This is a genomic window from Saccharothrix espanaensis DSM 44229 (assembly GCF_000328705.1).
In the GTDB taxonomy this organism is placed as follows: domain Bacteria; phylum Actinomycetota; class Actinomycetes; order Mycobacteriales; family Pseudonocardiaceae; genus Actinosynnema; species Actinosynnema espanaense.
Map to the genome: position 1 here is coordinate 8,780,189 of NC_019673.1, position 13,495 is coordinate 8,793,683.

The 13,495-nt window shown below is 69.6% G+C and carries 15 protein-coding genes and 1 tRNA gene; 3 read left to right on the forward strand and 13 right to left on the reverse strand.

The genetic code is table 11. The annotated features are described in order from the left end of the window. The 8 genes from BN6_RS38505 to rplJ form a co-directional block, all read right to left on the reverse strand. Positions 1 to 1,011: an MCE family protein gene (locus BN6_RS38505; protein WP_015105283.1), complete on the reverse strand. Its 1,011-nt coding sequence runs from the start codon at positions 1,009 to 1,011 to the stop codon at positions 1 to 3. Beyond that, positions 1,008 to 2,036, reverse strand: a complete 1,029-nt coding sequence (locus BN6_RS38510; RefSeq protein ID WP_015105284.1) for an MCE family protein — start codon at positions 2,034 to 2,036, stop codon at positions 1,008 to 1,010. Before BN6_RS38510 ends, BN6_RS38505 begins: the two co-directional genes overlap by 4 nt. Then, positions 2,033 to 3,367 (reverse strand): MCE family protein, encoded by a 1,335-nt coding sequence (locus BN6_RS38515; protein ID WP_015105285.1) that lies wholly within the window; start codon positions 3,365 to 3,367, stop codon positions 2,033 to 2,035. Before BN6_RS38515 ends, BN6_RS38510 begins: the two co-directional genes overlap by 4 nt. Before the next feature lie 22 nt (positions 3,368 to 3,389). Then, complete coding sequence (locus BN6_RS38520; protein ID WP_015105286.1) at positions 3,390 to 4,229, reverse strand: MlaE family ABC transporter permease; 840 nt, start codon at positions 4,227 to 4,229, stop codon at positions 3,390 to 3,392. Between the two features lies 1 nt (position 4,230). After that, complete coding sequence (locus BN6_RS38525; RefSeq protein WP_084672970.1) at positions 4,231 to 4,962, reverse strand: MlaE family ABC transporter permease; 732 nt, start codon at positions 4,960 to 4,962, stop codon at positions 4,231 to 4,233. 50 nt (positions 4,963 to 5,012) lie between these two features. Next, entirely contained in the window at positions 5,013 to 6,089 is a 1,077-nt protein-coding gene (locus BN6_RS38530) for an ABC transporter ATP-binding protein (RefSeq protein WP_015105288.1), read from the reverse strand. Between the two features lie 277 nt (positions 6,090 to 6,366). After that, entirely contained in the window at positions 6,367 to 6,753 is a 387-nt protein-coding gene (rplL, locus tag BN6_RS38535; RefSeq protein ID WP_015105289.1) for a 50S ribosomal protein L7/L12, read from the reverse strand. A gap of 51 nt (positions 6,754 to 6,804) precedes the next feature. Next, positions 6,805 to 7,356, reverse strand: a complete 552-nt coding sequence (gene rplJ / locus BN6_RS38540) for a 50S ribosomal protein L10 (RefSeq protein WP_015105290.1) — start codon at positions 7,354 to 7,356, stop codon at positions 6,805 to 6,807. Positions 7,357 to 7,614: 258 nt separating this feature from the next. Here rplJ and BN6_RS47180 point away from each other — a divergent pair, with 258 nt between their 5' ends. After that, positions 7,615 to 8,376, forward strand: coding sequence for a hypothetical protein (locus tag BN6_RS47180; protein ID WP_015105291.1), 762 nt, complete (start codon positions 7,615 to 7,617; stop codon positions 8,374 to 8,376). Between the two features lie 82 nt (positions 8,377 to 8,458). Here the strand turns inward: BN6_RS47180 and rplA are convergent, their stop codons facing one another. The 5 genes from rplA to BN6_RS38570 all read right to left on the reverse strand — a co-directional run bounded on the left by rplA (position 8,459) and on the right by BN6_RS38570 (position 11,280). After that, positions 8,459 to 9,175: a 50S ribosomal protein L1 gene (rplA, locus tag BN6_RS38550; RefSeq protein ID WP_015105292.1), complete on the reverse strand. Its 717-nt coding sequence runs from the start codon at positions 9,173 to 9,175 to the stop codon at positions 8,459 to 8,461. Between the two features lie 72 nt (positions 9,176 to 9,247). Further along, on the reverse strand, positions 9,248 to 9,682 hold the full coding sequence (gene rplK / locus BN6_RS38555; RefSeq protein ID WP_015105293.1) for a 50S ribosomal protein L11: 435 nt from the start codon (positions 9,680 to 9,682) through the stop codon (positions 9,248 to 9,250). Positions 9,683 to 9,760: 78 nt separating this feature from the next. Beyond that, the gene (gene nusG / locus BN6_RS38560) at positions 9,761 to 10,675 is read right to left on the reverse strand and encodes a transcription termination/antitermination protein NusG (RefSeq protein WP_015105294.1); all 915 of its coding nucleotides are present in this window, start codon (positions 10,673 to 10,675) and stop codon (positions 9,761 to 9,763) included. Between the two features lie 73 nt (positions 10,676 to 10,748). Continuing rightward, positions 10,749 to 11,162 (reverse strand): preprotein translocase subunit SecE, encoded by a 414-nt coding sequence (gene secE / locus BN6_RS38565; RefSeq protein WP_015105295.1) that lies wholly within the window; start codon positions 11,160 to 11,162, stop codon positions 10,749 to 10,751. Between the two features lie 45 nt (positions 11,163 to 11,207). After that, positions 11,208 to 11,280, reverse strand: a tRNA-Trp gene (locus BN6_RS38570). 185 nt (positions 11,281 to 11,465) lie between these two features. On the opposite strand from BN6_RS38570, the gene BN6_RS38575 reads away from it, so the two are divergent. After that, complete coding sequence (locus BN6_RS38575) at positions 11,466 to 12,710, forward strand: pyridoxal phosphate-dependent aminotransferase (RefSeq protein ID WP_015105296.1); 1,245 nt, start codon at positions 11,466 to 11,468, stop codon at positions 12,708 to 12,710. A gap of 152 nt (positions 12,711 to 12,862) precedes the next feature. Continuing rightward, a complete protein-coding gene (locus tag BN6_RS38580; protein WP_015105297.1) occupies positions 12,863 to 13,489 on the forward strand; it encodes an MmpS family transport accessory protein in 627 nt (208 codons plus the stop codon). Positions 13,490 to 13,495: the final 6 nt, after the last annotated feature.

A 13,495-nucleotide genomic window follows, 5' to 3' on the forward strand; every position in this document is an offset into this window, starting at 1 on the left:
TCAGTTCCCCCTCTGCACGCCGGGGGGCAGGCAGCCCTCTTCGGTGAAACCGACCACGCCGAGGTTCACCGCCGGCGGCAGCAGGCCGCAGATGTAGACGTCGAACCACCGGCCGTTGCCCAGGGTGTTGGCGAACACCCGGTAGAACGGGGCCATCAGCGCCAGCCCTCGGTTGAGCGAGTCCTGGTTGCGCTGCAACATCGTCGACACCCGGTCCAGCTGCTCCAGCGCGGGCTTGAGCTGCGCGCTGTTGTCGGCCACCAGGCCGGAGAGCTCCTTGGACAGCTCGCGGGTGCCGGTGAGCAGCGCGCCGATGGCGTCCTTGCGCTTGCGCAGCTCGCCGAGCAGCAGGTTGCCCTCCGCCAGGAGCTTCTCGAACTGCTCGTTGCGCTCGGACAGCGTCTTGGTGACCTGGTTGGTGTTGGCCAGCAGTCGGGCGAGCTGGTCGTCGCGCGACGAGATCGTCTTGGAGAGGGCGGACAGGCCGTCCAGCGCGCCGCGCACGTGCTCGGCCGAGCCCTCGAACGTCTCGGACAGGACCTGGAAGCTGTCCGCGAGCTGCTCGGTGTCGATCTGGCCGACCGTGGACGCCAGGCCGTTGAAGGCTTCCTGCACGTCGTACGGCGACAGCGTGCGCTCGCGCGGGATCGGGTCGCCCGGGTCGAGCGGCTGCGAGCCCTGCGGGTCCAGCGCGAGGAACTTCTGGCCCAGCAGGGTCTTGATCCGGATCGTGGCCGTGGTGCGGTCGCCGACCCAGGCGTCCTTCACCCGGAACGACACCCGCACCTTGTCGCCGTCGAGCCGGACCTTGGTCACCTTGCCGACCTTCACCCCCGCGACCCGCACCTCGTTGGCCGGGACCAGGCCCGCCGCCTCGGTGAACTCGGCGGAGTAGGTGGTGCCGCCGCCGACGATCGGCAGATCGTCGGAGTAGAACGCGGCCAGCAGCAGCAGGGCGATGACGGTCAGGCCGACCGCGCCGGTGGTGACCGGGTTGCGCTGTGTCTTCACGGGCGGCACCTCGGTTGCGTGACGGGCAGCGCCGTGATCGGGATCGGGGTGGTGATGATCGGCGGGACGGCGACCTGGCCACCGGCCTCGCAGAGGAAGAAGTTGAACCAGGAGCCGTAGGACGCGGTGCGCGCCATGGCCTCGATCTTGTTCGGCAGGCGCTGGATGACGCCCTCCACGATCGCCTCGTTGTCCGCCAGCGTCTGCGAGACCAGGCCGAGCTGCGAGATGTCGTCCTTGAACGGTTGGCGCGCCTCGCCCAGCAGGCCGGCGGTGGTGTCGGTCAGGTCGCCCAGGGCGCTGATGGCGTCGCCGATCGGCTGCCGGTCGCCCGCGAGGCCCGTGGTCAGCTCCTGGAGCGTGGTCACCAGCGTCGACACCTGGTCGGTGCGGCTGTTCACGGTGTCCAGCACGGAGTTCAGGTTGTCGACGACCTCGCCGATCACCCGGTCCCGGGCGGCCAGCGTCTCGGTGAGCGACGCGGTGTGCCGCAGCAGGCTGTCGATCGTGCCGCCTTCTCCTTGCAGCACCTGGATGATCTCGTTCGACAGCTTGTTGACGTCGTCCGGGTTCAGCGCCTGGAACAGCGGCTTGAAGCCGTTGAACAGGACGGTCAGGTCGAGCGCGGGTGTGGTGCGCTCCACCGGGATCACCTCGCCCGGCGGCAGCGCGGACGCGTCGCCGGTGCCGTGCTCCAGCGAGATGTACCGCTGCCCCACCAGGTTGCGGTACTTGATCGTCGCGAGGACCGACCGGGGCAGGCTGCGCTGCCGGTCGACGCTGAACTCCACCTCGGCGAGCCGCCGGTCCACCACCCGGATCCCGGTGACCTGACCGACCCGGACGCCCGCGATGCGGATGTCGTCGCCCTCGTTGAGCGCGGTCACGTCGGTGAACCGGGCGCTGTAGGTGTCCGAGTCGGCGAAGTCGGTGTTGGCGATGGTGACCGCGAGCAGCGTCGTGGCCAGGATCGTCACGGCGGCGAAGATGCCCAGCTTGACCAGGGGCGCGACCAGCGACCTCACACCCGCACCTCCGCTCCGCGGTAGAGGGGCCCGAGCAGGAGAGCGGTGAAGCTCGGCATCTCCTGCTCGCGCACACCGAACTGCGGCGCGAGCAGCGCGGCCAGGAAGTCCTGCTCCTCCGGGGAGTTCGCCAGGCTCGGGGCCTGGAACAACGACGACGGGGACGTGGTGCCCATGCCGTTCACGCCGGTCGCGGGCGGGAGGACGCCGTCGGCGGCGACCCGGGCGGGCGGCGGCGACGTGGAACCGTCCTTCACCGCGCCCTCCGGCGGGTACTGCGGGAACGGGTCCGGCCTCGGCACGATGTCGTAGCAGCGCGGGCCGCGCTTGTCGGCGTACTCCGGCTCGTCCTTGCCCGGCTCGTACTTGCCGCGGTTCGCGGTGATCTCCAGCGTGATGTGCAGGCCCGGCTCGTCGGTGCCCTTGCCGAAGACCTGGTCCATGATCGGCTTGAACTCGCTCAGGCCCTTGAGCAGGCACGGGTACTCGGGCGCGTACTTGGCCAGCAGCTCCAACGTCGGCCGGGACACGTCGGCGAGCTGGATCAGGTTGTTCCGGTTCACCGCCAGGAAGCTGTTCACGTCGATCGACGTCGTGGTCAGCGATCCGTACATGGCCAGCAGCTTGTCCCGCTGGTCCACCAGGGTCCGGCTGGTGACGGTGGCGTCGCTGAGCGCCTGCACCAGGTCGGGCGCGGCGTCGGCGTAGACGTTCGAGACGTCCGCGAGCCGGCTGATGCCCTCTTTCAGCTGCGGGAGCTGGGGGTTGAGCTGACCGAGGTAGGCGTCGAGCTGGACGAGCGTCTCCCCCAGCGGCTTGCCCCGGTTGTCCAGCGCCTGCGACATCGCGGTGAGCGTGGTCGCGAGCTTCTCCGGCTGCACCGCCTGGAGCACGGGCATCAGGTCGTCGAGCACCCGTTCCAGCTCGATCGCGCTGCTGGAGCGGTCCTGCTCGATGACGTCGCCGTCGGCCAGGTGGTCGGACAGGTCGGCCTCGCGCGGCACGACCAGGTTCACGTACCGCTCGCCGAAGAGGGTTTTCGGGAGCAGGCGGGCGGAAACGGTGCCGGGGATGAACTCCACCTGGTCCGGCCTGATCGCCAGCTCCAGCTCCGCGCCGTCGCCGGCGGTGCGGATCCGCTTGACCTCGCCGACGATCATCCCCCGGACCTTGACGTCCGAGGCGACCAGGAGCTGGTTGCCGATCCGGTCGGTCTTCAGCGTCACCTTCACGACCTTGGTGAAGGCGTCGTTGTACAGGGCCACGGTGAGGGTGAGGAAGAGGGCGATCACCGCGAGGAACACGACGCCCAGGAGTCGTTGGCGCAGCATCACACCGCCCGGGAGGTGGGAGTCATCCGGCGATCCTCACTGTGGTGGTGGTGCCCCAGATCGCCATGCTCAGGAAGAAGTCGAGCAGGCTGGTGGTGACGATCGCGGTGCGCACCGCGCGGCCGACCGCGACGCCCACGCCCGCCGGGCCGCCGCTGGCGCGGTAGCCGTAGTAGCAGTGGGTCAGGATGATCACCACGGCGAACACCAGGACCTTGCCGAACGACCACAGCACGTCCACCGGTGGTAGGAACAGGGTGAAGTAGTGGTCGTAGGTGCCCGCCGACTGGCCGTAGAACTCGACGGTGATCACCCGGGCCGCCAGGTACGAGGTGAGCAGGCCGATCACGTACAGCGGGATGATCGCGATGAACCCCGCGATGATCCGCGTGGTGACCAGGAACGGCATGCTCGGGATGCCCATGACCTCCAGCGCGTCGATCTCCTCGGAGATCCGCATCGCGCCGAGCTGCGCGGTGAAGCCGGAGCCGACCGTGGCGCTCAGCGCGAGACCGGCGACCAGGGGCGCGATCTCGCGGGTGTTGAAGTAGGCCGACACGAACCCGGCGAACGCCGACGTGCCGATCTGGTTGAGCGCCGCGAAACCCTGGAGGCCGACGACCGTGCCGGTGGCCAGGGACAGGCCGACCATCACGCCGATCGTGCCGCCGATGACCGCGAGCGCGCCCGAGCCGAAGCTGACCTCCGCCAGCAGCCGCAACGTCTCCCGCAGGTACCGGGTCAGCGTGCGCGGCGTCCACGCGAGGGCGCGCAGGTAGAACCAGAGCTGGTCGCCGAGCGTGTCCAGCACCGACAGCGGCGCGTTGGCCGCCTTGCGGAGCTTGTCGGTGATCGCGGCCATCTCAGCTCCCCTTCGCCGGGACGACCTGGAGGTAGATCGTGGTGAGCACGAAGTTCACGAAGAACAGCAGCAGGAACGTGATCACCACGGCCTGGTTCACCGCGTCGCCGACCCCCTTCGGGCCGCCCGCCGGGTTCAGGCCCCGGTAGGCCGCCACGATGCCCGCGATGAACCCGAAGATCAGCGCCTTGATCTCGGAGATCCACAGGTCCGGGAGCTGGGCGAGGGCGGCGAAGCTGGCCAGGTACGCGCCGGGCGTGCCGTCCTGAAGGACCACGTTGAAGAAGTAGCCGCCCATCACGCCGACGACGCTGACCATGCCGTTGAGCAGCACGGAGACCAGCATCGCGGCCAGCACGCGGGGCACCACCAGGCGCTGGATCGGCGAGACGCCGAGCACCTCCATGGCGTCGATCTCCTCGCGGATCTTGCGCGACCCGAGGTCCGCGCAGATCGCCGACCCGCCCGCGCCCGCGATCAGCAGCGCCGTGACGATCGGGCTGGCCTGCTGGATGATCGCCAGCACGCTGGCCGCGCCGGTGAACGACTGCGCGCCGATCTGCCGGGTCAGCGACCCGATCTGCAGCGCGATCACCGCGCCGAACGGGATCGAGACCAGGGCCGTGGGCAGCACCGTCACGCTGACCACGAACCAGCACTGCTGGATGAACTCGCGGACCTGGAACGGGCGGCGGAACGCGCTGCGCACGACGTCGATGCCCAGCGCGAACATCCGGCCCGTCTCCCGCAGCGCGCCCGCGCCGGGGAACGTCGCGGGTGGGTTCACAGCACGCCCCCCTGCCTCGGCCACGGGCTGGGCGTCGGGTGGGCGGTCGCACCCTGGTGCGCGCCGGCGAGCACCCGGTAGTGCCGCTGCTCGTCGGGGGTGAGGCTGGCGATGATGCCCTGCCGGGCGTCCGGGGACAGCGTGTGGATGATGCTCATGACCCGGTCCTTGCGGCGGCGGACCGCGCCGCGCGGCGGCAGGCCGGGCGTGGGTTCGAGCTGCGGGACCACGCCGCGGACGTCCTCGTCCGGCGAACCGTCGGAGTGGCCGGCGTCGCGGTGCGCGAGCTCGGCGGCCATCGTCGCCTGGTCCTTCTCCTCCGACATCCCGATCGGGCCGATGCGGCGGCCGTTGAGGAACTGCTCGACGACCGGTTCGTCGCTGGTCAGCAGCACCTCGCGGGGACCGAACATGACCAGTTCGCGGCGGAACAGCATGCCCAGGTTGTCCGGGACGGTCCGGGCGACGGTGATGTTGTGCGTGACGATCAGGATCGTCGCGTCGATCTGCGAGTTGAGGTCGATCAGCAGCTGGCTCAGGTACGCGGTGCGGACCGGGTCGAGGCCCGAGTCCGGCTCGTCGCACAGGATGATCTCCGGGTCGAGCACCAGCGCGCGGGCCAGCCCGGCCCGCTTGCGCATACCGCCGGAGATCTCGCCGGGCAGCTTCTTCTCCGCGCCGACGAGGCCGACCATCTCCATCTTCTCCAGCACGATCCGCCGGACCTCGGCCTCGGTCTTGCGGGTGTGCTCGCGCAGCGGGAAGGCGACGTTGTCGAACAGGTTCATCGAGCCGAACAGCGCGCCGTCCTGGAACAGGACGCCGAACAGCTTCCGGATCTCGTAGAGCTTGTGCTCGGAGCAGCGGACCAGGTCGGTGCCGTTGATGGTGATCTTGCCGCGTTCGGGTTTCAGCAGACCGACCAGCGACTTGAGGAACACCGACTTGCCGGTGCCGGAGGGGCCGAGCATCACGCTGACCTCGCCCGGCGGCAGGGTGAGCGTGACGTCACGCCAGATGGTCTGCTTGCCGAAGGACTTCGTCAGGCCCTCGACGACCACCTCGACGCCCATCGCACCTCCAGGTCACCGGCCACCTCGCCAGGGCGCGCCCCGCGCGGCGGGACGCCATACACCTGCAACGAGCCCGCAGCGTCGTGGTTACTCCCCAGTTGGGTTAGCGCCGGTCACGGAAGGGTAACGGTGCCACGTGCGTCACGGTGAGTCGGCGGCACCGCGGCTAGCTGCGGAAACCGGCCCGCGCCGGGTGGCGGACAGGCGAAAGGGCGGGCACCCGTGATGGGTGCCCGCCCTTTCGAGCGTCCAGCGCGAGCGCCCGGAGGCGCTCAGCTCACTTGAGCGAGATCTTGGCGCCGGCGGCCTCGAGCTTCTCCTTGGCGGCGTCGGCGACGTCCTTCGCCACGTTCTCCAGCAGCGGCTTCGGAGCGGCCTCGACCAGCTCCTTGGCCTCCTTCAGGCCCAGGCCCGAGACGACCTCGCGGACGACCTTGATGACCTGGATCTTCTTGTCGCCGGCGCCCTCGAGAACGACGGTGAACTCGTCCTTCTCCTCCTCGGCGGGGGCGGCAGCGGCGGCCGGGCCGGCAGCGGCGACGGCGACCGGAGCGGCGGCGGTGACCTCGAAGGTCTCCTCGAAGAGCTTCACGAACGCCGACAGCTCAAGGAGGGTCATGTCCTTGAAGTTCTCGATCAGCTCGTCGGTGCTGAGCTTCGCCATGATCGGCGGTCCTTTCTTGTCAACGCCCGAACTGGACGCGGATGTCGGTGATCAGCTTTCGGCGGGAGCGTCGGCGGCGGGGGCTTCTTCCGCCGTCTTCTTCTCCACCAGGGCAGCGGCCAGGCGAGCGACCTGGGAAGCCGGGGCGTTGAACAGACCCGCGGCCTTGGCCAGGTTGCCCTTCATCGCGCCCGCCAGCTTGGCGAGCAGCACCTCACGGCTCTCGAGGTCCGCGATGCGGTTGACCTCGTCGACCGAGAGCGGGCGGCCTTCCATGAAGCCGCCCTTGATGACCAGGGCCTTGTTGTCCTTCGCGAAGTCACGCAGCGCCTTGGCCGCGTCGACCGGCTCGCCTTCCACGAAGGCGATGGCGGTCGGGCCGACGAGCAGCTCGTCGAGGCCCTCCACACCGGCGTCCTGGGCGGCCCGCTTGACCAGCGTGTTCTTCGCAACGGTGTACGTGGTGCCCGCGCCGAGAGCGCGACGCAGCGTGGTGAGCTGCGCCATGGAGAGGCCACGGTACTCGGTGACGACGGCGGCCGAGCTCCCACGGAACTTGTCCGTGAGCTCGGCGACGGCCGAAACCTTGCTGGGCTTCGCCATGATCGCCTCCTCTCTGGGCTAGGGGGTGACCACCGGCCATACCGAGGAGAAGGCATGAAAAACGCCCCGGCGCACAGCAGCACGGGGCGGTCGGGACGCGGAACGTCCTGGGAACCTCGTCCTCCTGCGCGGGCCGTTCGCCGTGCGAACCCTTCGTCCCCACGCCCGGAGGCGGGAGGAGACCAGCGGTCTTCGGTGGAACCACCGCAGACAGTACGGGATGTGTCCCGCGCCTTCCAAATCGGCATGATGTGACCTGTGACCGAAGAGCCCCCGCGGAACCCGCCGCCCCCGGACATCGACCCGGAACAGCTCCGGCAGTTCCAGGAGTTCCAGCGGTTCCAGGAATTCCAGCGGTTCCAGCAGCAGGCGCAGGGCCCGCAGGCCCTCCCGCCGGCGTCCGGCACCCCCGCCCTGCCGCCCGGCACCACCCCGCCGCCGATCGCACCGCCACCGCCGGCCAAGCCGAGGGGCACCCCGCTGTGGCGGGTCCTGTTGGGCAGCAAGCTGTTCCGGCGGTTGATCTACGTGCTGGTGGTGCTGCTCATCGTCGGCTACTTCTACGACAAGTACTTCGGCGGCGAGGACACCGGCTCGATCGCGAAGGACAGCGGCGGCGACAAGGGCAACGTGATCGCACCGCAGAGCCCGTACGGCCTCCAGGGCACCGTCGCCATGCTGTACAAGCACGTCATCAACGACGACACGGGCCGCGCCTGCCTGTTGTTCAGCGAGGACAGGGCGCGGCAGGACTTCGCGGCCGCGTTCCAGGCCAAGGACTGCGAGAGCGCCGTCCACGCGCTCTCGGCCAAGGTCGTCAACGGGGCCCAGTACCGCCAGGTCGGCTTCCCGGTCGACATGCGCGAAACGCCGAGCACCGGCCCGGTCACGGTCAGCTCGTGCAAGCTCCAGGTCACCGGCGGCCCGCGGCTGGGCCAGTTCGTGCTCTCCATGCAGGAGAACAAGACCTGGGTGATCACCGGCTACCGGGCCGAGCCCGCCGACTGCCTGCCGGGCTGACCGGCGACCCGGGCGTGGTCGGACATGCGACGAGCCCCCCGGCGGGAGGCCGAGGGGCTCGTCGAGCTGAGCGGAAGCCGGATCAGGCGGTGGCTTCGTCGGACAGCAGGTTGCGGGTGCGGTTCGGGTCGACCGGGATGCCGGGGCCCATCGTCGTGGAGACGGTGATCTTGCGCAGGTACCGACCCTTGGCGGCGGACGGCTTCGCCCGCAGGATCTCGTCCAGCGCGGCGGCGTAGTTCTCCACCAGCTTGTCCTGGTCGAACGACACCTTGCCGATGACGAGGTGCAGGTTGGCCTGCTTGTCGACCCGGAAGTTGATCTTACCGCCCTTGATCTCCGTCACGGCCTTGGTGACGTCGGGCGTCACCGTGCCGGTCTTCGGGTTCGGCATCAGGCCGCGCGGGCCGAGGATGCGGGCGATGCGGCCGACCTTGGCCATCTGGTCCGGCGTGGCGATCGCGGCGTCGAAGTCGAGCCAGCCACCCTGGATGCGCTCGATCAAGTCCTCCGAGCCGACCGCGTCCGCACCGGCGGCCTCGGCCTCGGCGGCCTTGTCACCGGTCGCGAAGACGATCACGCGGGCGGTCTTGCCCGTACCGTGCGGCAGGTTCACGGTGCCGCGGACCATCTGGTCGGCCTTGCGGGGGTCGACGCCGAGCCGGATGGCGACCTCGACGGTCGCGTCCAGCTTGACCTTGGACGTCTCCTTGGCGAGCTTGGCGGCCTCCAGCGGCGAGTACAGCCGCTCCCGGTCCACCAGCTCAGCCGCGTTCTTGTACGCCTTGCTGCGCTTCATTCCTCTGTCCTTAACCCACAGTTGTGGTAGCGAGCCGAAGCGACGGCTCTCCCACGAGAGATCGGTGAACTATCAGCCTTCGACCGTGATGCCCATGGAGCGGGCGGTGCCGGCGATGATCTTCGCGGCCTGGTCGACGTCGTTCGCGTTCAGGTCGACCATCTTGACCTGCGCGATCTCGCGCACCTGGTCCATGGTCACCTTGGCGACCTTGACCCGGTGCGGCTCGCCGCTGCCCTTCTCGACACCGGCGGCCTTGAGGATCAGCTTCGCGGCCGGCGGGGTCTTGAGCTTGAAGTCGAACGAGCGGTCTTCGTACACGGAGATCTCGACGGGCACCACGGTGCCGCGCTGCGACTCGGTCGCGGCGTTGTACGCCTTGCAGAACTCCATGATGTTGACGCCGTGCTGACCCAGCGCGGGACCAACGGGCGGCGCGGGGTTAGCGGCCCCGGCCTTGATCTGCAGCTTGATGATCGCTGCGAGCTTCTTCTTCTTGGGTGGCATCTCTAGCTTCCTTTATTGCGGTGTCCGCGCGCGGCCCTGCCAGCCGCAGCGTGGCTGCCGGTCCCGCGTGGGGACCGGTCAGATCTTGGAGACCTGGCTGAACGACAGCTCGACCGGAGTCTCGCGGCCGAAGATCGACACCAGGACCTTCAGCTTCTGGCCGTCCGCGTTGACCTCGCTGATCGTCGCGGGCAGCGTGGCGAACGGGCCGTCCATGACGGTGACCGACTCGCCGACCTCGAAGTCGACCTCGACGGTCGTCTTCGCGGGCGCGGAGGTGGCCTTCTTGCCGGCGGCCGGCTTCTCCCGCTCGACCTGCGGGAGCAGGAACTTGAGCACGTCGTCCAGGGTGAGCGGCGACGGCTTCGAGGTCGCGCCGACGAACCCGGTCACGCCCGGCGTGTTGCGCACCGCGCTCCACGAGGCGTCGTTGAGCTCCATCCGGACCAGGATGTAGCCGGGCAGCACCTTGCGCTGCACCTGCTTGCGCTGGCCGTTCTTGATCTCGGTGACTTCCTCGGTCGGCACCTCGACCTGGAAGATGAAGTCCTCCATGTCGAGGGTCTGGATGCGCGTCTCGAGGTTGGTCTTGACCTTGTTCTCGTACCCCGCGTACGAGTGCACGACGTACCAGTCACCGGGCGCGTACTTCAGGGCTTCGCGCATCTCGGCGGCCGGGTCGGCGGGCTCTTCGTCGATCGGCGTCGGGTCGAGCGCGATGACGTCGACCTCGGCGTCGTCACCGGCGGAGCCGTCCGAGTCGTCGGAGCTGCCCGCGGCGGCCTCGGCGTCGGTGTCCAACGGGTCGGCCTCGACGTCGGCGGAGCCGGAGTCGTCGGCGGAGTCGGAGTCGTCGGCGGAGTCGGAGGCGGTGACTTCCTCGGTGTCCTCCGCCGCCTCGTCCTGCTCGACGTCCTCGACGCCACGGTCGAGGTCCTGCTCGTCGGTCAGGTCGGTCAGCTCCTGGGCGTCAACGCCGTTCTCGGAGGTCACTGTGGGTCTCGCTTCCTTTCATGCATCACGTGCTCCCGCCGCCGCCCGCGGGCGGCGGCCGGGGTGTTCGACTCTAGGCGAACACCTTGAACACGCCCCAGGCGAAGGCCGAATCCAGGCCGAACACCAACGCCACCATGAAGGCAACGAAGACCAACACGACCGAGGTGTAGGTGACCATCTGCTTGCGGGTCGGCCAGATGACCTTCCGCAGCTCGCTGACCACCTCGCGGATGTAGCGGACGAGCCTCGCGAAGACGCCGACCCGCTTCTCCTGGTCACCCCGGGCCCGCGTGGGACGACCCTTCTTGTCCTCCGCGGCGTCGGCGTCGGCCTCGGCCGACTTCTTCGCCTCGGGACGCGCGCTGGAGTCCTTGCGGCCCGCCGGGCGCGCGGAGCCCCGACGCTCACGACGTGCAGCGGCGGTGACCGGCCGGGACGCGCTCTCGCGCTCGTCCGGCTGATCCTGCTCGCGGCCCTCGCTCATGCCGTCCTCCGCTTCACCATCGCGATCGCACGTCGCGCTTCGACGCAGGGGCGACAGGACTTGAACCTGCAACCTGCGGTTTTGGAGACCGCTGCTCTGCCAGTTGAGCTACACCCCTTTGGGATCCCCCGGAGGAGAACCCCTGGCTGAGGACGCCTTGCACTCTCCTCACGTGGCTCGTGAGGCAGCGACCGGACGTTCCGGAGTCGAAGCATACGGCACCGGGGGGCACTGTTTCCAACTGGCCCGGTCAGAGGGGGTGCCGGCAACTCCCACCGCTGTGCCGTCTGCCACGATTGGGGCATGGCATCACCTGAGACGACCTCCGCCCCCGGCACCCCCGACCTCCCCCGGATCTCCCAGCGGATCTCCGGCATCGCCGAGTCCGCCACCCTGGCGGTCGACGCGAAGGCGAAGGCGCTCAAGGCGGCCGGTCGACCGGTGATCGGCTTCGGTGCGGGCGAACCCGACTTCCCGACCCCGGACGCGATCGTCGCCGCTGCCCAGGCAGCGTGCACCGACCCGCGCAACCACCGCTACACGCCCGCCGCGGGCCTGCCCGAGCTGCGGGAAGCCGTAGCCAGGAAGACCGAGCGCGACTCCGGGTACGTCGTGCCCGCCTCGCGGGTGCTGATCACCAACGGCGGCAAGCAGGCCGTCTACCAGGCGTTCGCCACGGTCTTGGACCCGGGCGACGAGGTGCTGCTGCCGGCGCCGTACTGGACCACCTACCCCGAGGCGATCACCCTCGCGGGCGGCGTGCCGGTGCAGGTGACCGCGGACGAGGCGACCGACTACCTGGTGTCGGTGGACCAGCTCGAAGCCGCGCGGACCCCGAGGACCAAGGTCCTGCTGCTGTGCTCGCCGTCCAACCCGACCGGCTCGGTGTACTCCCGCGAGCAGATCACCGCGATCGGCGAGTGGGCGCTGGCGCACGGCCTGTGGGTGATCACCGACGAGATCTACGAGCACCTGGTGTACGACGGCGCCGAGTCGGTGTCGCTGCCGGTGGCCGTGCCCGCGATGGCGGACCGCACGATCGTGCTCAACGGCGTGGCCAAGACCTACGCGATGACCGGCTGGCGGGTGGGCTGGCTGATCGGCCCGGCCGACGTGGTGAAGGCCGCCGCGAACCTCCAGTCGCACCTCACCTCGAACGTGTCCAACGTGGCGCAGCGCGCCGCGCTGGAGGCCGTGTCCGGCCCGCTGGACGCCGCGCACGAGATGCGCGAGGCGTTCGACCGCCGGCGGCGGACGATCGTGGACCTGCTCAACGCCATCCCCGGCGTGCACTGCCCGTCGCCCAAGGGCGCGTTCTACGTGTACCCGTCGGTCAAGGAGCTGGTCGGCAAGACGCTGCGCGGCGCGGAGATCACGGACACGGTGCAGCTGGCGGCGCTGATCCTGGAGCACGCCGAGGTGGCCGTGGTGCCCGGCGAGGCGTTCGGCACCCCCGGTTACCTGCGGCTCTCCTACGCCCTCGGCGACGACGACCTGAAGACCGGCATCACCCGAATGGCGGAACTGCTCGGCGAGATCAAGTTGTAGATATTCACAACCCCATTCGAAAGGCACCTCCAACCGGGGGTGCCTTTCGTCGTGTTCGGACCCGTACGGGCACTCGGCGGCCCCCGCGTCGTGCACCCGCCCGTCCGTCCGAACGTCCGGCTCGCCGAGCCGCATCCCCCCGAGGAGCGCACATGGCCTTACCCCAACCGCCGACCACGCAACACCACCAGCACGCCGCACCCGCCCCTCCGCGCAACGGGTTCGGCATCGCGGGTTTCGTGCTCGGGCTGCTCGGCCTGGCCACGAGCTTCGTCCCGCTGATCGGCGTCGTCGCCTGGCCGCTGGTGATCCTCGGCCTGGTGCTCGGCGGCGTCGGGATCGCGCGGGCGCGCCGGTCGGGCGGCAAGGGGCTCGCGGTCGCGGGCGTCGTGCTGTCCGCGGCGGGCCTGGTCGTCTGCGTGCTCTGGGTGGCGGTGTTCAGCCAGGCGCTTAGCGACGCCACCCCGCAGCTCAACGACCTCAAGGGCCAGGCGGGCAAGGAGTCCAGGGTGGTCTACGAGATCAGCGGCACGGCCGCCAGGGCGTCGGCCACTTACACCACCTACAGCGGCGGCGACAGCTCGTCGAACAAGGAGGAGATCACCAAGCTGCCGTGGACCAAGGAGGTCACGGTGACCGGACTGCTCAGCGGCGCCGGCCTGGCCGCCATGACCGGCCCCGAAGGGGGCTCGGTGACCTGCAAGATCAGCGTGGACGGCGTGGAGAAGAAGACCGCGACCGCCACCGGGGCCTCCGCCGTGGCGGCCTGCAACTTCTGACCTCCT